Source organism: Nostoc sp. (assembly GCF_036917975.1).
Lineage (GTDB): Bacteria > Cyanobacteriota > Cyanobacteriia > Cyanobacteriales > Nostocaceae > Nostoc.
Genome location: NZ_JBALEJ010000086.1, coordinates 1 through 17902, shown reverse-complemented (window position 1 = coordinate 17902; position 17902 = coordinate 1). Strand labels below are relative to the sequence as shown.

Annotated in this window: 16 protein-coding genes and 4 pseudogenes; 8 read left to right on the top strand and 12 right to left on the bottom strand. The window is 42.4% G+C overall.

The features are described from left to right. Positions 1-262: 262 nt before the first annotated feature. The 3 genes and pseudogenes from V7K76_RS28640 to V7K76_RS28630 all read right to left on the bottom strand — a co-directional run bounded on the left by V7K76_RS28640 (position 263) and on the right by V7K76_RS28630 (position 1456). Positions 263-523, bottom strand: coding sequence for a hypothetical protein (locus V7K76_RS28640; protein ID WP_334775398.1), 261 nt, complete (start codon positions 521-523; stop codon positions 263-265). 212 nt (positions 524-735) lie between these two features. Beyond that, positions 736-846: pseudogene (locus tag V7K76_RS28635) on the bottom strand (CRISPR-associated endoribonuclease Cas6); the annotation flags it as partial. After that, positions 836-1456, bottom strand: a complete 621-nt coding sequence (locus tag V7K76_RS28630; RefSeq protein WP_334775399.1) for a 2OG-Fe(II) oxygenase — start codon at positions 1454-1456, stop codon at positions 836-838. The pseudogene V7K76_RS28635 and the gene V7K76_RS28630, both read right to left, overlap by 11 nt. A 96-nt stretch (positions 1457-1552) precedes the next feature. Here V7K76_RS28630 and V7K76_RS28625 point away from each other — a divergent pair, with 96 nt between their 5' ends. Next, complete coding sequence (locus tag V7K76_RS28625) at positions 1553-1963, top strand: hypothetical protein (RefSeq protein ID WP_334775400.1); 411 nt, start codon at positions 1553-1555, stop codon at positions 1961-1963. Here V7K76_RS28625 and cas5d read toward each other — a convergent pair. The 4 genes and pseudogenes from cas5d to V7K76_RS28605 all read right to left on the bottom strand — a co-directional run. Further along, positions 1964-2410, bottom strand: a pseudogene (gene cas5d, locus V7K76_RS28620) (type I-D CRISPR-associated protein Cas5/Csc1); the annotation flags it as partial. It abuts the gene before it with no gap. A gap of 44 nt (positions 2411-2454) precedes the next feature. Beyond that, a pseudogene (locus tag V7K76_RS34725) lies at positions 2455-2514 on the bottom strand (DUF5615 family PIN-like protein); the annotation flags it as partial. Between the two features lie 23 nt (positions 2515-2537). After that, a complete protein-coding gene (locus tag V7K76_RS28610) occupies positions 2538-2810 on the bottom strand; it encodes a DUF433 domain-containing protein (protein WP_334775401.1) in 273 nt (90 codons plus the stop codon). Positions 2811-2822: 12 nt separating this feature from the next. Next, positions 2823-3086, bottom strand: coding sequence for a hypothetical protein (locus V7K76_RS28605; protein ID WP_334775402.1), 264 nt, complete (start codon positions 3084-3086; stop codon positions 2823-2825). Here V7K76_RS28605 and V7K76_RS34720 point away from each other — a divergent pair. Beyond that, positions 3069-3140, top strand: a complete 72-nt coding sequence (locus tag V7K76_RS34720; RefSeq protein WP_442936226.1) for a DUF4160 domain-containing protein — start codon at positions 3069-3071, stop codon at positions 3138-3140. The two genes, V7K76_RS28605 and V7K76_RS34720, sit on opposite strands and share 18 nt — an antisense overlap. 49 nt (positions 3141-3189) lie before the next feature. Here the strand turns inward: V7K76_RS34720 and V7K76_RS28600 are convergent, their stop codons facing one another. Next, positions 3190-4050, bottom strand: a complete 861-nt coding sequence (locus V7K76_RS28600; protein ID WP_334775460.1) for a fructosamine kinase family protein — start codon at positions 4048-4050, stop codon at positions 3190-3192. A gap of 122 nt (positions 4051-4172) precedes the next feature. Beyond that, positions 4173-5468 (bottom strand): M16 family metallopeptidase, encoded by a 1296-nt coding sequence (locus tag V7K76_RS28595; RefSeq protein WP_334775403.1) that lies wholly within the window; start codon positions 5466-5468, stop codon positions 4173-4175. Between the two features lie 301 nt (positions 5469-5769). On the opposite strand from V7K76_RS28595, the gene crtD reads away from it, so the two are divergent. The 3 genes from crtD to V7K76_RS28580 all read left to right on the top strand — a co-directional run bounded on the left by crtD (position 5770) and on the right by V7K76_RS28580 (position 9401). After that, positions 5770-7284, top strand: a complete 1515-nt coding sequence (gene crtD / locus V7K76_RS28590; protein ID WP_334775404.1) for a C-3',4' desaturase CrtD — start codon at positions 5770-5772, stop codon at positions 7282-7284. 315 nt (positions 7285-7599) lie between these two features. Then, the gene (locus V7K76_RS28585) at positions 7600-8706 is read left to right on the top strand and encodes a saccharopine dehydrogenase family protein (protein ID WP_334775405.1); all 1107 of its coding nucleotides are present in this window, start codon (positions 7600-7602) and stop codon (positions 8704-8706) included. Between the two features lie 305 nt (positions 8707-9011). After that, entirely contained in the window at positions 9012-9401 is a 390-nt protein-coding gene (locus V7K76_RS28580) for a hypothetical protein (RefSeq protein ID WP_334775406.1), read from the top strand. 282 nt (positions 9402-9683) lie between these two features. Here the strand turns inward: V7K76_RS28580 and V7K76_RS28575 are convergent, their stop codons facing one another. Beyond that, a complete protein-coding gene (locus tag V7K76_RS28575) occupies positions 9684-10982 on the bottom strand; it encodes a cation:proton antiporter (protein ID WP_334775407.1) in 1299 nt (432 codons plus the stop codon). Positions 10983-11478: 496 nt separating this feature from the next. Between V7K76_RS28575 and V7K76_RS28570 the strand changes: the two genes are divergently transcribed. Together V7K76_RS28570 and V7K76_RS34715 are read left to right on the top strand one after the other, a co-directional pair. Then, the gene (locus V7K76_RS28570) at positions 11479-11748 is read left to right on the top strand and encodes a hypothetical protein (protein ID WP_334775461.1); all 270 of its coding nucleotides are present in this window, start codon (positions 11479-11481) and stop codon (positions 11746-11748) included. Between the two features lie 307 nt (positions 11749-12055). Then, a pseudogene (locus tag V7K76_RS34715) lies at positions 12056-12220 on the top strand (response regulator); the annotation flags it as partial. Positions 12221-12872: 652 nt separating this feature from the next. On the opposite strand, the gene V7K76_RS28565 reads toward V7K76_RS34715, so the two are convergent. Beyond that, positions 12873-14228, bottom strand: coding sequence for an EH signature domain-containing protein (locus tag V7K76_RS28565; protein WP_334775462.1), 1356 nt, complete (start codon positions 14226-14228; stop codon positions 12873-12875). An 873-nt stretch (positions 14229-15101) separates the two neighbouring features. Between V7K76_RS28565 and V7K76_RS28560 the strand changes: the two genes are divergently transcribed. After that, a complete protein-coding gene (locus tag V7K76_RS28560) occupies positions 15102-17219 on the top strand; it encodes an acylase (protein ID WP_334775408.1) in 2118 nt (705 codons plus the stop codon). Positions 17220-17409: 190 nt separating this feature from the next. Here the strand turns inward: V7K76_RS28560 and V7K76_RS28555 are convergent, their stop codons facing one another. After that, positions 17410-17817, bottom strand: a complete 408-nt coding sequence (locus V7K76_RS28555; RefSeq protein WP_334952352.1) for an energy-coupling factor ABC transporter ATP-binding protein — start codon at positions 17815-17817, stop codon at positions 17410-17412. Positions 17818-17902: the final 85 nt, after the last annotated feature.

The following is a 17902-nucleotide window of genomic DNA, read 5'->3' as shown; positions in this document are numbered from 1 at the left end:
CGCTATATTGACCTTAAGGATTGGGCATCTCGAGTTTTTGGCCAATCCATGCTCTCAAAAAGAAAAATCGTATTTTCAACCTCGGTTGACGACATAGAATTTGCATGAACTTTTCTGGGCGATTTTCCTACAAAGTCAACACCCTACCGGCAAGCCTATCAACTAAGGGTTTCAGACTTTTTCTCTCAGGGGTAATCGTCAATTTAGGGTATTTATTTTGGATAAATTTGACAAGCCCCGAAAATATGCTGTAGGATTGGCTCTAGGCAAGGCTTTTAGAAGCTAGCACTTTAAACTTCTTCGGAAGTTGAACTAATGGAAACTCTATTAGCAGCGTCTCAATCTCTTCAACTTTGATGTCCTTTAAACTTCTTCGGAAGTTGAATTGTGCGATCGCTCTTTTGTTGAGTAAATTACAGCGATTTTCAGATAAATAGACCACGCTTTTCGGATGCAGCAGTGTTCCATGCAATAGATATCGAAATGGAAATGAGCGATCGCTAGTTAGATTTAGAGGGAGCATCCACTTTTGGAAGAAACACCGGGCGATTGGAAATCGCGGCTACACAAACGAAGTCCGCCTACGCGGACTCTCTGAAACCCGCGCAGGCGGGTGCCGGTTTGTATAGCCCCAGACTTCTAGTCTGAGGGCGATCCGCCAAAAGTAGATGCTCCCGATTTAGATCCTCTTGCTGATCTGGGAAGCAAAGAGCGATGAGGCTACGGGCGATCGCTATCTACAGAACTAACAAGGGTTAAAAATAGGGCGTGGAGATGTCTACCTGTAAGATACTGTGGTGGAATGGGCGATTGAGGTAGCAAATTCAACACTAAGCTATGAGGCATACTTTCTCTTTTTGGTTGTAGACTGAGTGCTTCTTGACTCTACAGTAAACTCAGGGATTTCCTGGAGTTCAGTATCACTCAAACTATACTGTTCACAAACGAGACTTAAGCGATTTCCTGGGGTTTTGACAGCGTTAACCGAATGGGTTAAATCACCTTGAAAATAAACTAAAGTATTGATTTGGGGCTTAATTTGCCCAAGTTGGCGTTTGTGCGACTTGAGTACCAGTTCTCCCCCTTCCATATCCGCAGGTACGCGCACATAGAGAACACTGACAACCGCAGGCGGTTCAATGGTTTTGGAGTAGGAACGCAAAGAGCGATCGATATGCGGATCGACGCGGGAGCCTTCTTTGAGTTGTAAAGGATTCAGGTAAAAAGCATTACAATTCGGCTGGAGAGCTAAATCGAGGTAAGGTTTGAAGTAGGGAAACTGTTGTTCTACTTTTGCTAATCCAGAACGCTGAAACACTACAGAAAATCCTTTAGTGGCAACAAAATCGCGGTTGAGGTTGTTGATCGCAAAGTAAGGACAAGCTTGGATTTCTCCCCACAAATTGTTTAGGTAATCGCTGGGGAAGGCGTTGGTTTGTTGTTGATAGTGTTTCACAGGGGATAGAGGAGCGGTATCTAAAATTTTAAAGACTGTCGAGTGATGATAGTAGTATTCTTTTAAGTGAGAAAAACTACATAGGGAGAAAGACGAATGAGAATTGATGATTACAATGCAGCAAAGGCACTAACTGAAAAACTGAAAGAGAACTTACCCATTAAAGCACGAGCCGGGAAAGAGTTTTTAAAGACATTAAAGCAAAAAGGAGTAAATGCTGATCCAGACAGAGAATTTGAAATTGATTTCGTTGGCTATTCAGGAGATGAAGGCGGGATTATGTGCGGACTAAAGGAGCCAAATAATCCCGAAAGTAAAGAAAAATATGTTTCTTCTATTACTCACCTAAAAATTGATCCTAATCATCCTCTAGCTGCTGAAGTACAAGCTTACCAAAGTCAGCGAATTCGTAAATTAATGTTGCAAGATGCCAGAGGTTTTAAAGCAGAGATAATGACGCTAGAGCCGAAAAGAAATAAAAACCGTAGTAAAGGTTTTGGGAAGTAATTAACTCCGAAAACGATATTCTATCCGAACTGGGATTTTTAAGTTTTGAATGCCATCAAATTGGTAGTATTGACCTCGCATTTGGACATTTTGAATTAAGCTAACTGGAGGCATATTCACAACATCATAGCTAATCACTTGATTAGTGAACATGACATCTAACGGATTTAATGGATGTGTACAAGTGAATATACCTTCAGCAATTTTAGGTTTCGGTAATGGTTCAACTGTGACTTCAGCTTTGCTCATCCATTTACCCAAGCGAATCCACTTTGGTAATTTGAGTTATTTTTGAGATATGACAAAAAACTCAAATTGACTTTCTGCTGCTATTTCCTTCGCTCTGCCAAAACTGGGGATATTTTTTGGGGTTTTCTCCATTTCAACGTGGTAGTTATTGTTAGCATACTTCCAGGTGTTGAGGATAGAAGAATGATGGAGCGATCGCCTTCATTTCCTTTAACAATTAATTCTTCATCTGGAGTAGAAGTAAGACCTTGTTCTCTAACTGTTGCAACATCATGTCCTGCTAAACGCAACCATGTAGCCACCCGCAGACTACCAAGATTTTCATCTAGTTTGATATTGACTTTTTTGTTTCCTTGTGAGTTCCTAAAGGGATTTGAACAAAAGAATCCCTTGTCATCTCAGCACCATAGGCGATACAAGCAAGAATGTCTTCTTTTTCTAAGCCGGGATATTCTTCTAGAATGGTCTCTATTGTTTCTTCTGCTGCTAAAAGGTCGAGAATTAGAGAAACCCAAATTCGGTGTCCGCGAATGCACGGTTTACCAAAACAAATATTCGGATCGATGGAAATACGAGAAAGCAAATCATTGTTAGTCATGTAGCTTCACCTCTAATAGCCTCTAGTTCTAACATATCCATCTTCATCGTCTTTTGGCTTCCAATGCCAAGTTAAGGTTTCCAATAACAGCGCGTCTTGTCCAAAAGTAATCGTATAGCGGGGATGTCTATCTTCTGGTTCGTTGGTGAGGGGGTAAGCTTGAAAATGCATAGGTAATCCGAGAGTGGCGCGTAAAAAGTTGCGATCGCGGTCTGAAATGAAGCACACTAGTTTACGTCTACTCACAGCATCACTAATTTGGTTGATAACGATCATCCACCACCACACTTTCACGTCCGCTACAATAACCAAAAAGCTGGGGTATTCTGAATTCTGTTAGCGCAGCGGGGCGTAGCCCATTCTGTCTTCTGACTCCTTCTCATAAAATCTGCTCAATCATCCGGTTGGCTTGCGAACTATAACTACCTCCAAATAAATTGAAGTGATTCAAAATGTGATACAGGTTATAGAGCGTTTTTCGGCGTTCATAACCTGCATCTAACGGAAATACCTCGTTGTAACCTTTATAAAACGCTGCGGGGAAACCACCAAATAATTCTGTCATAGCGATATCAACTTCTCTATCCGCAAAATAAGTTGCTGGATCAAATATCACTGGTTCTCCCGATGCAGTACACCCAGCATTTCCGCCCCATAAATCGCCATGTACTAAAGAAGGTTGCACCTGATGATTTGCCAATAGTTCCGGGATAGCTGCTAGTAACTTGTCTTGCTGGGGAAAATTACCTCCCCGTCGCCTTGCTAACTGAAATTGATAACCCAGGCGATGTTTAATATAAAATTCCGTCCAGTCTGCTGTCCAAGTATTGATTTGGGGTGTGGAACCAATGGTATTGTTAATTTTCCAACCAAAACCTTGACTGTTGCTAGCTTTATGCATTGCTGCTAACTTGCGCCCCATCTCTTCCCATAAATTGCTGTTACCGCTACCAAGTTCCAACCATTCTAGGACGATGTAGCTAGAATTATCAGCAGTACTCCAGCAAATTGGTTTGGGAACGCGAATACTAGCTGTTGCTTGCATTTCCTTTAAGCCCAACGCCTCAGCTTCAAACATCGCAATTTGGGATGCAAGGTTTAGCTTGACGAAGTAGGTTATCTCACCATTGGAGACAGCATAACCTTCGTTGATGCACCCACCACCAACCGATCGCCGTTGCTGACTCTGAAATTTTTCGCCAGTCACCTGGCTAATATTCGCGTCGATTTGAGTCCAGATCATGCAATTTTGGATTTTAGATTTTAGATTTTGGATTAGTAACTGGGAATTAGGTACTATTTATTAATTATCTTTCCCATGCCCAATGCCCAATGCCCCATGCCCTATTCCCAATTTTTAATTTACGGCTTGACAAAAACTACACCATAAGCATCTGGGGATAGATACTCTTTGGCTGCTTGCATCAAGTCTGTTGCATCTTGGCTCTGAATGATCGCTGGGTAGTTAAAGGCGGGTTCCAAATCTCCCACCAAAGACTGATAATAACCATACAACCCAGAGCGATCGCTTGGTGTTTCGTTGCCAAAAACATATCTGTTAGCTACTCGCCGCCCTATACGAGCAATTTCTGATTCTGTTACCAACTCTGTTTGTAGTTTACCAATGTGTTGAGCGATCGCATCTTCTACAATTGCTAAATTTTCCACTGCACATTTAGCTGAGATATAAAATATCCCTTGCAGCTCATTGCTCATGTTGCTCACAGAAATTGAAGAAACTAATCCCCGTTCTTCTCGTAAATCTCTCACTAGTCTTGATGTCCTTCCGTGTCCCAAAATTCCGGCTAAAACATCCAATCCATAGGTGCGATCTAACTGTGTCATTCCGGGAACTCGCCAAACCATTACTAGCCTTGCTTGTTGCAGACTTTCATCGATAAATTCTCGACGAACAATTTCTGTAAATGGTGATTCAGGGCTAAGTGGGGAAGGTGGGGAGGGGTAATGGGAAGTGGGGAATAGGGAGTGGGGAGTTTTAGCCGCTTTTGTAAATCCTTCTGCAACAGTTGCAATTAATTCTTCCACGGGCAAATTGCCTACAGCTACAGCAGTAATTGACTGGGGTTGATACCAATTAGCATGAAAATCTCGCATCTGCTGGGGTTTCAGTTCGGCAATCACCGATTCTGGCCCCAATACTGCACGACGATAGGGTAGACGATCAAAGGCTGTCTGCATCGCCCGCCGATATGTACGCCGTTGGGGATTATCTTCTGAACGCCTAATTTCTTCTAAAACTACCAATCGCTCACGTTCAAAGGCATCATCAGGAATACTCGCATTCGATACTACATCTATTTGTAGTGGCGCAAGCTCGGCAAAATCTTTGGGGGCAGTAGTTATATAGTAATGAGTATAATCTTGACTGGTAGCGGCATTGGTAACAGCACCCCGCTCTTCAATTCGACGTTCAAATTCGCCGCTAGCTAGTCGTTCTGTTCCTTTAAAAATCATGTGTTCTAAAAAGTGAGCCATACCGTTAATGGCATCAGGTTCTACAGCAGAACCAACTTTAACCCATAAATTGAGGTTTACGGCTTCAACTGGCATTTGCTCGGCAATGATTGTCAAACCATTGGGTAGCTGGTGCAGTGTCGGGGCATTGAGACGGGGAAGTTTCCGTAGGGTTGAGGTCATTGCTACTTGTGCGTGAGGAGCGATGTTACTTCTTTATCTTATCTGGGACTTAAAAATAAGCACTGCGATCGCTTCTCCGACAGAAGAAGCGATCGCATGAGCAAGTAAGGCAAAAATTTCCCCGCGTCCCCCGCGTCCATACCTGGGTTAGATAACGAACCACAGAGGCGCAGAGAACACAGAGAGGAAGACCCTCACCCAGCAATTTTGGGTTGGTCGAGTAGTACTTATGAAGTCATTAATCTCAATAACGCTGTAAAATTATGAATAGCAATATTAAGAATTATAAAGATAAATATCAATGTCCAGCATTTCTGGTGACAAAAGTAAATCTCATGTATTGGTTATTGGTGCAGGAATAGGTGGACTGACTGCTGGAGCATTATTAGCTCATAGAGGTTACAGCGTCTTAATTTTAGATCAAGCGATCGCACCAGGAGGCTGTGCTTCGACGTTTAAACGCCAAGGATTTACCTTTGATGTGGGCGCAACTCAGGTGGCGGGGTTGGAAGCCGGGGGAATTCACCACCGCATTTTCTCAGAATTGCAAATAGATTTGCCGGCAGCAACGCCTTGTGACCCCGCTTGTGCGGTGTATTTACCTGGGGAAAGTACACCTATCAACGTTTGGCGCGACCAAGAAAAATGGCAAGGGGAACGACAAAAACAATTTCCTGGTAGCGAACCGTTTTGGCAATTGATGACAACTTTATTTAATGCCAGTTGGGAATTTCAAGGACGCGACCCAGTGCTACCGCCACGTAATTTATGGGATTTGTGGCAGCTAATCCAAGCGGTGCGTCCGAGTACATTAATTACCGTACCCTTCACCTTGTTTACGGTAGGAGATGCTTTACGTTTATGTGGACTGGGAAATGACCGACGACTAAGAACTTTTTTAGATTTGCAACTGAAGCTATACTCCCAGGTGGATGCAGACGAGACAGCATTACTTTACGCAGCTACAGCGTTGAGTGTATCCCAACTGCCCCAAGGATTGTTTCATCTCCAGGGAAGTATGCAGGTGTTGAGCGATCGCTTGGTACAATCTTTAGAGAGAGATGGCGGCAAATTGTTGATGCGCCACACTGTAGAACAAATCAAGGTAGAAAACGGTAAAGCTACTGCTGTTGTAATTAGAAATCAGAAAACTGGTGAAGTCTGGACGGAAGCAGCCGACCATATAGTTAGTAACATCACCGTGCAAAACTTGGTGCAGTTATTGGGAGAACAAGCGCCATCTGGATATAAAAACCGCGTGGAAAAACTACCCCAAGCATCGGGTGCTTTTGTGGTGTATTTGGGTGTAGATGCTAGCGCGATTCCGCCTGGGTGTCCTCCTCACCTGCAATTTCTGTACGATGTCAATGGCCCCATTGGCGAAAATAATTCCCTATTTGTTTCCGTCAGTCATCCTGGAGACGGTCGCGCACCGGAGGGGAAAGCGACAATTATTGCTTCTTCATTTGTCGATCCTGCACAGTGGTGGCAGACTGAAGATTATGAAGGACTAAAAGAAAAGTTTACCCAAGAAGCGATCGCACGTCTTGCTGAATACTTTTATCTCAAACCAGAAACGATTATTTATCAAGAAGCCGCAACACCCCGTACCTTTGCTCATTTCACAGGGCGCGATCGCGGTATAGTTGGCGGCATAGGTCAAAGAATACCTACTTTTGGCCCCTTTGGTTTCGCCAATCGAACACCCATTGAACATTTGTGGTTAGTTGGTGACTCCACCCATCCAGGGGAAGGCACTGCTGGAGTGAGTTATTCGGCGCTAACAGTAGTCAGGCAAATTGAAGCGCAAATATAGTATTTTGTCAATCTGAATTCTGAATTCTAGACATCTCCGAAAAAGAATGTAGAGACGTAGCACTGCTACGTCTCTACAAGGATTATGGGTAACGCATATTTAATTTCTGGAGATGACCGTTAGCTTACAAGCAGTGGGAGGGCTATTCATGATTATGGGTAACGCATATTTAATTTCTGGAGATGTCTTCTGACTTCAATTACAACTATTTATATAGAGCCGAAATTTTATTAGATAGTATAAATCATACTTATAACCGATGGCAAAGGGGACGCAAAATTGATGAAATAAGGGTAGTGTTGCTGACCCGGAGTAATGACAGACAGCGTTTTAATTATTGGTGGACGCGGGCGGATTGGTAGCAGTGTTGCTCAGGATCTTGCTACCCATACGCAGGCACAAATTACGATTACTGGGCGTTCTGCGGAGTTTGGCAAGGCTGTTAGCTTGTCTTCGGGGGGACAAGTGCAGTTTTTGATATTAGATTTGGCAGAAGTTGACAAGTTGCGAGATGCGATCGCAAACTCTAATTTAGTCATTCACTGTGCTGGCCCATTTCACTACAGAGATACTAATGTTCTTGAAACCTGTATTGCCCAAGGCGTTAATTATCTAGATGTCAGCGACCATCGTTCTTATACCAGCAAGGCTCTAAATTATCATGAAAAAGCTGCTGCTGCTGGTGTGACAGCAATTATTAATACTGGCATTTTTCCTGGTATTTCTAACAGCATGGTACGTCAGGGAGTTGAACAATTTGACCAACCAGAAAAGATCCATTTAAGTTATTTAGTTTCGGGTTCTGGTGGTGCTGGTATTACAGTGATGCGGACAACTTTTCTGGGGTTACAGTATCCTTTTGAAGCTTGGATAGATGGAAAATGGGAGATAGTCAAGCCTTATAGTGAAAGAGAAGTAATTGAGTTTCCATCGCCTTATGGACGCAGTGGAGTTTACTGGTTTGATATGCCAGAAACATTTACACTGCCCCAAGCCTTCCCATCAGTGAAAACTGTAATTACTAAATTTGGCTCTGTTCCAGATTTTTATAATCATCTAACTTGGATTGCCGCGAACATTTTTCCCAAGTGGTTAATGCAGCAACGTTCGATGATTGAATTCCTATCTCATGTCAGCCATTTGATGACAGATGTTACTAATAATTTTAGTGGAATTGGGGTAGCCGTTCGTTCGGAAGTTACAGGCCAAAAAAATGGTGAAACTGGCGTTTATTGTTCAACTATAGTGCATGAAAATACATCTGTGGCTTCTGGTTGTGGTACGGGTAGTATTGCCCAATTATTGCTAGAAGGCAAACTCAAAAAGCCAGGTGTTTTTGCTGTAGAAGAAGCACTACCAACAAATTTATTTGAAGAAGTAATGCAAAGCCGAGGAATTAAGATTACTCATAGTTGGTTATAAGGCAATATACTTCAGAATGAGCAACAAAACACTTGTAGAGACGGCGATTTATCGCGTCTTGTAATATTTGGCAATGTGAGTGCCCTTGTCTATGGGTTCAGCACGGCAATTTGACTATTACAAAAATTTAGACAGTTCTAGATACTAAAAAATTTAGATAGGATTAACTGAACTATAGCTAAAAATTAATATACCCTACGGTAGAAGTAAGAACTGTACCTAAACATTTAGTATGCCTGTGAGCTTTAAATATTGCATATATCTATACATGACAGAGGCTCACAAAAAACTAGGAGGGTTTTACCATGCAAAAAATTCTATTAACTTTAAAGCAAGCGTTTCGTTCCAGCCTTTTGGTTATTTGCTTGATGATTTCTATCAGCTTGTCAGGTTCGTTAATTTTCTTTCAGCAAGCTAGTCATGCAACTACTCTTGAAGAATTGAAGCTAATACCTCCAGAGTATAAACCAAATTCTGAAGAAAAAATTAATCGCGCTAACGAATACGATCCAGGTGTTGGCGTTGAAGAAGAAGAACGAGAAGAAGCTTATGAACAAGCAATAAAAGATTCCAAAAATCTTAATACTATCGAGAAGACTTACGAAAGAAATTTGAAGGCTGAAAAAGCACAAAATCCCCCAGAAAGTTTTGGTGAAAAGGCGAAAGAAGTTCTTGAAAAAGTGACAGGTAAATAGAGAATATATAGGACTCATATTTGATTTCTGAAATATACGTAGGGTGCGTTATGCCAAAGGCTAACGCACCAGTTAACGATTTAGGTGCGTTAGGCTACGCCATAACACACCCTACAGATACTTAGATTTTTTCAGAAATCAAATCGCACTCCTATAGATATAATTCCCAACCCATTCAGTATTAGCGTTGGGAATTATATTCAAACCCACATTCTGATTTGCAGTGAGGTTAAAAAATTAGATCGTACCAAATTTTAAGATAGTTGCGCTCAAAAATCGCTTTTACTCAAATTCATCAATTGTGGTGGGAAGAGTAGTCTTTTGATGATTAGCAAAGTTGCGCTCATACCACTTCATTAATGGAGTTGCACTAATTCCATGCACAATTACCGAAACTACAATGGTCGTGTAAGTTATCCAAGCAATTTGTTCGGCTGCTTGACCTTTTAAGCCATGACCAAAAGCATAGGCAAGATAATATAAAGAGCCGACACCGCGAATACCGAACCATCCCAATAACCAACGAGTTCCTGGGTGTAAGGTTCGGCGGTGTGAGTCTAGAGGACGTTTACCAATTGTGCTAATCCAAACTCCTACAGGTCTGATGATCAAGAATAACAAAATTATCACTAACAAAGATTGCGTAGCATAATTAAGTATTGGTTTCAATAATAATATTGAACCTAATAGTAGAATTGTCCCAACTTCCAGCAGCTTTTCAACTTGTTCAATAAATTCTAACTGTGCTAGCGGTTTTTCATGATTTCTGTAACTACGTTGGACAACTAACCCAGCAATAAATACTGCTAGAAATCCATAGCCATTCACCATTTCTGTTAATGAATAAGTTATGAGAATTGTGCTGATAGCAATAAAATCTTCCATTAACTCGTCCGCAGGACGGAGTTTTTGAACTCTTTTTTCAATCCAAACTATAGATTTGGCAACAACAATTCCCATAATAATGCCAACTGCGATCGCCCATATTAAATCAACTGTAATCCACTGTTTAAACCAGTTACCCCAGTTGTCATCTTGTAAGGCATGAATGCCAAAATAAACGAAGGGAAAAGCTAAAGCATCATTTAACCCACCTTCAGAAGTTAAACCAAATCTTAGCTCATCTTGGTCTTTGGCATCGGTCAGTTGTACTTCTGATGCTAATACTGGATCGGTGGGTGCAAGAATTGCTCCTAATAAAATTGCTTCTCCCCAATTCATTCCTAAAAACAATTTACCCACAGCAGCCAGAGCAAAAATTGAAATTGGCATCAAAAATAAAATCAATCGCACCGTAATATCCCAAACCCCCAACCTGAGAGGACGAACAATTTTTAAGCCGCAGCTAAATACAGAAATAATTACTACCAGTTCTGTTATTCTCTCTAGCAGTTCGGTGTTAAAAACTTCATCCCGACGTAATTGAATCAGCCCTAAACCATAAGGGCCTAGAAAAATACCAACCAGGAGATAGATAATAGCAAAAGAAAGAGGTAAGCGAGTAATCCAACCTGACCCTAACGTTACTATTAGCAAAAGTAGACCTATCACAAATAGGTCAATAATATAGACATCTACCATATAGCGATTTATACAAAAATTAGGTGTTGCTCTGTCAGCTTAATTGTTATAGCTTTAATTAGATAATTGCCTATGGGAAGATATTCTAGAATTGAGGATTCAGACGCGCCACCAAATTGGAGTAGCCCCTAAAACAATGAGATACAGCTAATACAGACCTGTACTATTGGTGTCAACTTAACGTGAAAACCTTCCTAGAACCAGCTTTTAGATTGTCTCGTTGTCTCGTTCCCAGTCTCCGACTGGGAATGCCGTTCTAGAGGCTCCGCCTCCCTTGCTGGCGGCAGAGCCGCCATGAGTTGCATTTCCAGCCAGAGGCTGGAAACGAGGTTTTAAAGGAGGCTCCTACCAATGATCTATATTCCCTACTTTCTTACTCAGCTATCGCCCATCTTAGTACAAATATACTATAATGTAGATAGCGTCCACAAAGCCTAGCCAAATGCATAACGGCTCTGTGAAAACCTTCCAGAAGATGGATTCAAGGGTTAGTTCGATGATGAAGCATTATATTCTCAACCTCAATCCGACTGCCAAGCATGAGTGGGATCGGTGTATTTTACGCGATCCGTTGACTGCCAAACGCCCAGACATTGCTAAACTAATTGCTGAAGCGGTTGGTGCTGATACAGGTAGTTATTTAGTGAGCGTGAATATCGAAGTTCAAGTTTTACAGCAAGCCGCAGTACCTCAAGCCGAACAACTCTCGCTTTCATTTCCAGAGGCGAGTGTGTCATCACAATCACAACTGCGGGAAGCAGCTTGAATGAAAAGTGCTGTTAGCGGATAGCTAAGGTTTAGCCCGTGCTGAGTTCCGTTAGCGGTAGCCGGGCGTTTAAGTAAGTCGGCACAATAAAACCAATTCGCAATTCGCTTTTTCGCCCATGACGCTCCTACGTCGCTAACGCTGCGCTAACGCAATTGAATCAAGACAGACACAACGGGAAGAGGGGTTTCAACAACCCTTGGGATACAAGGACTGTTTCGCGCCACTTGCGGGCGAAAGCGCGTAGCGGGACGTTCGCGGTAGCGTCTCGTAGAGAAGTACGGTTTTAAACCTTCACTTTTTTCATAAAACCAAACAGCGATCGCCAAATATCCCAGTAATTGTTTTTACAGGACGAGATACCTTAGCAGATCGACTGGCAGTCTCGCGTTTAGGAGCTAGACAATTTTTGCATAAACCGGCGACAACCAAGCAGATTTTTCAGGCGATCGCTCGTGTCTTATATATATAGCAGTCTTAAATCATTCGTGAACAATTAGATCCCCGACTTCTTTGAGAAGTCGGGGATCTGATTCTCTACCTACGCAAATAATTTCAAAAATCGGCGTTGCATCCAAAAAAAATGAGCGAACCGGGAGGAACGGGAACGTATTTACAAGGGTCGGTTTGAGGAACTCCAAAGGGAAATTATGATTGGGGTTGAGCAACTTGATCACGGACTACGACTCGATGGTAGAGAAGTAATCGAGCAACTACGTCAAAAGAACCAAGCTTTGAGAAAGACTCAGGCAGAATAATGAGTTTATAAGAAGAATTCAGAACTCAGGAGCGGAGCCGGAGATTCCGAAGCTCCGGTCAGAATTCAGTATGAATTCTGTACGAGTGGGTAATGAATATTGGTTAAAACCGTACTTCTCTACGAGACGCTACCGCGAACGTCCCGCTACGCGCTTTCGCCCCTGGTGGGCGAAAAAAAATTAAAATATTCTCGCCTTAAAACTCTACCCATAAAGGGATAGAGTATTCACCAATTCTGAATTCTGAATGAATTCTGACTCCTGTTTTATCGCCCAATTGCAGAGGGGATTGAAGTTGTACGGATAGTGAGTGGCTATCGCGATTTAGAGAGGCTGTTTTTAGATGATGATTCAAGGTAATAATTTTCAGTCTATTAAAAAACAAATCTTCTTACAGTAGGCTTTAGCTTCCCGTTCTAGATATTCAATTTCTCCTTTCCACCGCTCAAGCTTGTTTTCTCGCTCTCGTAATTTCTCTGCTGTAGGGTTTCTGGAATGCTGGGTATTTGGATTAGGCAGAATTCCATAATTTTTAAGCCAAGTGGGGGTAAATTCCTGCACCTGCCAAAGAAAGACATGATCGTGCTTATCGCCACCTAAACAACGAATCCGTTTGACTGAAAGTGTTGATTCACCAAAAAGGATTTGCTGATTTTTGGAATTTTTAGGAAACAGGCGCGTCTCACCACCTCTTCCACGAAAGAATTCGACTACAAACCACTCAGCAAAATCGAATATACAAACCTCTGTCGCCTCGCTACCATCATCCTCTAGTAGATCAACATCATCTTGGATTTGATACCCTATGGCAATTTGTGATGTCTTGGGTAACAAGATGCGAAGCCGTTCAAAGCGGTTACTGTAATTAGCCCAAAAGTCCCTGCGACTACATAGCCGTTTTGACTCGTAGTCTGGTAAATCGAGCTTGTTCAATATTAGATTTACTAACTTTTGGAAATCACCATAATTGATACCTCCAATCCACTCTCGAAGTCTTTGCCTTGCTGGATCTGAAAGTTTATACCAATTTTCACCATTTCTATAATTACGTCTTAACCAATCAACCAGTAAAGAATGATTGTTTGCTATATCATTAGAAACATTAGTTAGCGAATGATTAACAGCCTTTATTTGCTGACTTTCTGACATTTCATCCAAACAACTTAACAGCCATATTACTTGCTGCTGATTTGGAGAGCGAATTGTAGTAAAATAGGGAGATATCTCTTCTATAAAATTGCTGAATAATGGAATCCAAATAGGTAGATATTCTTTGATTGTGTTTAGTAATTCAGTTTGATTAATACGCTGTTCACAAGCAATTTTTGCTAATTCTATACCTGCTTGTGTACTGCGAAGCACCCGAATAATTTGAACTGGTAGCAGGTGACTAACTAAGTCGGAATTAGCAAAAATATCAAAAGATTCAGCTAGAGACTGTGCTAACCCCTGTTCTTGCCGATCGCCATAATAAAGAGCTAAACGCCACAATAGCTGATGTTGCAACCATGAGTTAGAAATTGCTACCTTCCAAATAGCTGCTGATGTTTTCCTGCATCGGTCAATATTTTGCTGATCCCACTGTGCTTTAGCATGGATGCAGTAAATCCAGTCTAACTTACTTACTCGATCCGCTTTACCCTGTTCAATAGCTTCCAATACTTTATCAACACTTGGTATTGATATTGTTGCATCTGGTAACTTACTTGCAAGCTGAATAATGCTAAGGGGTTTCGCTCTTAGCCTCTCCCCTTGGGAGAAGAAAAAATTCTTGTCCTTACTGTTACCCCTGACTTGATTGCTGGGGTATTCTGAATTCTGTTAGTGCAGTGGGGCGTAGCCCATTCTGTCTTCTGACTCCTTCTGATGCTCTACTGGTTAGTTGTTTTTTCAATGGGTACTCTCAATATTTAACAGCTTTTTAATCATCAAAATTGATAATCTTTCTTGATAAATATATAGATTACACCATCGTGTAGCCCTTTCCCCATTTTTTAAACGGAATAAAGGATGCCCTGATAGCCCCTTATACCTTTGATATACTTTCTCAATAAAGTGGTATTGTTAGATCAACTTCTATTTTCAGGTAAATAGACCACGCGGTAGGGGCACAGCATTGCTCATTGGTGTCAACTTCAGCGGAAATGCAACTCAAAAGCGGCTCTGTCGCGATTCTTGAGGCGGCAGCCCCAAAGACAAGCATTCCCAGTCGGAGACTGGGAACGAGGCAATCTAAAAGCTAGTTCTAGACTTGCTTTCACGTTAACCGAGTACCGTGGGTTTAAGTCCCCCGGTTCTATAACCGGTAAGTTTTGGGTCGGGGTCAAATCCCCGTTCCAAAACTTTACTTCCGACTTCCGACTTCCGACTTCCGACTTCTTTAAGTTGACACCTATGAGCATTGCTGTGCCCTTACGACAGATGTGGTTCAAATACATGAAAACTGCTGTAAATCTGCTTTCTCAAAGTCACTTGTCTGCAAAGAGGGGACTGGGAAGGGAACAAGGGACAAGAATTTTTCCCTCTGCCTCTTTTCAATTCCCAGTCCCCAATCCCCAGTCCCCAATCCCCAGCCTCCAGGCGTTACATCTGTAAATGGTGGTGTTCGTGAGAATTGATAGTTTATTTAGAGTTTACAAACGAAAATCAATACGTGTTTTACCTTTAATACTCAGCTTGATATTGGTTTTGTTTGTCGGCAGCCGCACTATAGCTGTACCAACAAAATCCACAGAGATATTATGGGATACTTATGGTGTACCGCATATTTACGGAAAAGATGACCAAAGTGCATTTTATGCCTTTGGTTGGGCACAAATGCAAAGTCATGGAGATTTGCTTTTGCGTCTCTATGGTCAAGCACGGGGACGCGCCGCTGAATATTGGGGAGAGAAATACCTCGAGTCAGATCGTTGGGTACAGACTGTGGGAGTACCAGAACGCGTTCGTTCTTGGTACAAGGCACAGAGTCCAACTTTTCGCAGTTATCTCGATGCTTTTGCTACTGGGATTAATGCTTATGCTTCCCAAAATCCTAATTTGATTGCCGATCAAGTTGAGGTGGTGCTACCAGTCAAGGCAGAAGATATCATGGCTCACTTACATCGGGTGCTTAATTTCACCTTTGTGGCCTATCAGGAGGATGTATTACATCTGAGCGAAGAAAAGTTGCAAGCAGGATCTAATGGTTGGGCGATCGCACCAAGTCATTCTGCCGATGGGAATGCTATGTTGCTAGCAAACCCACATCTACCTTGGTCAGATTTATTTTTGTGGTATGAGGCTCAAATCACCGCACCAGGCATTGATGCTTATGGGGCAACACTTGTAGGTATTCCCGTATTAGCGATCGCCTTTAACAACAACTTAGGTTGGACTCACACCGTTAATACTTATGATGGTTGGGATGTTTACGAACTCACACCGGCAGGTAATGGGTACCGATTTGATGACAAAGTTCGGAACTTCCTTTCCAAAACCCTCTCCTTAAAAGTGAAGCAGAAAGATGGCTCGTTGCAAGAGCAACCCTTGGTAGTGAAAAGTTCTGTCCACGGGCCTGTGGTAGTTGAGAAAAATGGTAAAATCCTGGCGCTGAGAGTTGCAGGTCTTGACCGACCAGGTGTACTTCAAGAGTGGTGGGATATGGCACGAGCAAAAAACCTTGCCCAGTTTGAAAAGACACTCCAACGCTTGCAATTGCCAATGTTTACGGTGATGTATGCCGATAGAGAAGGGCATATTATGCACCTATTCAACGGTCAAGTTCCAGTGCGCTCCTTTGGTGACTTTAAATATTGGCAAGGGATAATCCCAGGAAATACATCTAAAACCTTGTGGACAAAAATTCATCCTTACCAAGATTTACCGCGCATAGTTGACCCGAAGAGTGGCTGGTTGCAAAATACAAATGACCCACCTTGGACAACTACGTTTCCCGCCGCCATTAAAGCAGATAATTACCCGCCTTACATGGCGCCTCATTTTATGGATTTCCGCTCCCAACGTTCTGTAAGAATGCTGGCTGAGGATGACAAAATCTCTTTCGATAAAATGGTTGCAGACAAGTACTCTACCCGTATGGAACTGGCTGATCGGATTTTGGATGATTTAATTCCGGCTGCACGCAAGTACGGTGAGGACTTAGGGCAGCAAGCAGCTAATGTCTTAGAAGCCTGGGATCGGCAAGCCAATGCAGATAGTCGCGGGGCGGTATTATTTGCCTTTTGGGTACAACAGATGCACTTAGATAAGATGTTTAGTAAACCCTGGAATGAAAATTCTCCACGCACCACACCCGATGGTTTAGCTAATCCTGAAAGTGCAGTTGCAACTCTGCAAGCAGTCGCAGCCCAGGTACAAAAGACTTATGGGGCGCTTGATGTACCGTGGGGCAAGGTTTTTCGGCTACGGTTGGGTGATCTGGATTTATCTGCTAATGGTGGGGATGGCAAGCTGGGAATTTTTCGTGTACTCAATTTTGCCCCAGGGGAAAAGCAAACGTTCCAAGCCGTTGGAGGCGATTCCTATGTGGCTGCAATTGAATTTTCCAACCCTGTACGGGCAATGGCACTCACCAGCTATGGTAATGCAACTCAACCTGGATCGCCCCACATTAGCGACCAGTTACAAATGTTAGCTAACAAAAAACTGCGTCCTGTGTGGCGCGATCGCTCAGATATTCTTGCTCATCTAGAAGAGCGTAAAATATTCTGAGGTCAATAGACATCTCCAGAAATTAAATATGCGTTATCCAGAACCCTTGTAGAGACGTAGCAGTGCTACGTCTCTACATTCATTTTCACCAGATGTCTAATTGGTAGTTGAGAAACGGGAACACACCAAATTTGACGCTTCTCGGTACGATGATGACATGCATTCTACCCGTTCGTCGTAACTAACGAATTCACGCTCTTCGAGATGAGATGACAGGTGCATGTTCCAGCTGACAGTAAGGGCGACTATAGCTTAGTGGTGACTCTAAAGCGTGCCCAAGCAAGAACTCTGGGTTGCTCATTACCTGCTCAGTTTCGCCATCATATACTACCTGACCTTGACTGAGAACAATTGTGCGATCGCACAAATCTAAGGCTAAATCTAAATCATGGGTTGCAATCAGTTGTGTGATCGGTAAGGTTTGTAACAATTCAATGAACTGACGACGAGAACGGGGATCTAATTGAGCTGAGGGTTCATCCAACACTAATATCTGTGGGTTCATTGCTAAGACTCCAGCGATCGCAATTCGTTTTTTTTCACCTCCAGATAAATTACCGATATAGCGTTGCCCATACCATTGGGGATCAATAGACATCTCCGAAAACTATCAAAGCTTTACTATGGCTAGCTTATAGGATGTAAATGCAACCATCAAAACTAGCTAGTCAAAACTATAAAAT

Bases quoted from the DNA above. Each gene is read 5' to 3' on its own strand.
- V7K76_RS28610 (WP_334775401.1), bottom strand. From the start codon at position 2,810: ATGACTAACAATGATTTGCTTTCTCGTATTTCCATCGATCCGAATATT.
- crtD (WP_334775404.1), top strand. From the start codon at position 5,770: ATGTCCAGCATTTCTGGTGACAAAAGTAAATCTCATGTATTGGTTATT.
- V7K76_RS28585 (WP_334775405.1), top strand. From the start codon at position 7,600: ATGACAGACAGCGTTTTAATTATTGGTGGACGCGGGCGGATTGGTAGC.
- V7K76_RS28625 (WP_334775400.1), top strand. From the start codon at position 1,553: ATGAGAATTGATGATTACAATGCAGCAAAGGCACTAACTGAAAAACTG.
- V7K76_RS28575 (WP_334775407.1), bottom strand. From the start codon at position 10,982: ATGGTAGATGTCTATATTATTGACCTATTTGTGATAGGTCTACTTTTG.
- V7K76_RS28560 (WP_334775408.1), top strand. From the start codon at position 15,102: ATGGTGGTGTTCGTGAGAATTGATAGTTTATTTAGAGTTTACAAACGA.
- V7K76_RS28570 (WP_334775461.1), top strand. From the start codon at position 11,479: ATGATGAAGCATTATATTCTCAACCTCAATCCGACTGCCAAGCATGAG.
- V7K76_RS28640 (WP_334775398.1), bottom strand. From the start codon at position 523: ATGCTCCCTCTAAATCTAACTAGCGATCGCTCATTTCCATTTCGATAT.
- V7K76_RS28595 (WP_334775403.1), bottom strand. From the start codon at position 5,468: ATGACCTCAACCCTACGGAAACTTCCCCGTCTCAATGCCCCGACACTG.
- V7K76_RS28605 (WP_334775402.1), bottom strand. From the start codon at position 3,086: ATGATCGTTATCAACCAAATTAGTGATGCTGTGAGTAGACGTAAACTA.
- V7K76_RS28580 (WP_334775406.1), top strand. From the start codon at position 9,012: ATGCAAAAAATTCTATTAACTTTAAAGCAAGCGTTTCGTTCCAGCCTT.
- V7K76_RS28555 (WP_334952352.1), bottom strand. From the start codon at position 17,817: ATGTCTATTGATCCCCAATGGTATGGGCAACGCTATATCGGTAATTTA.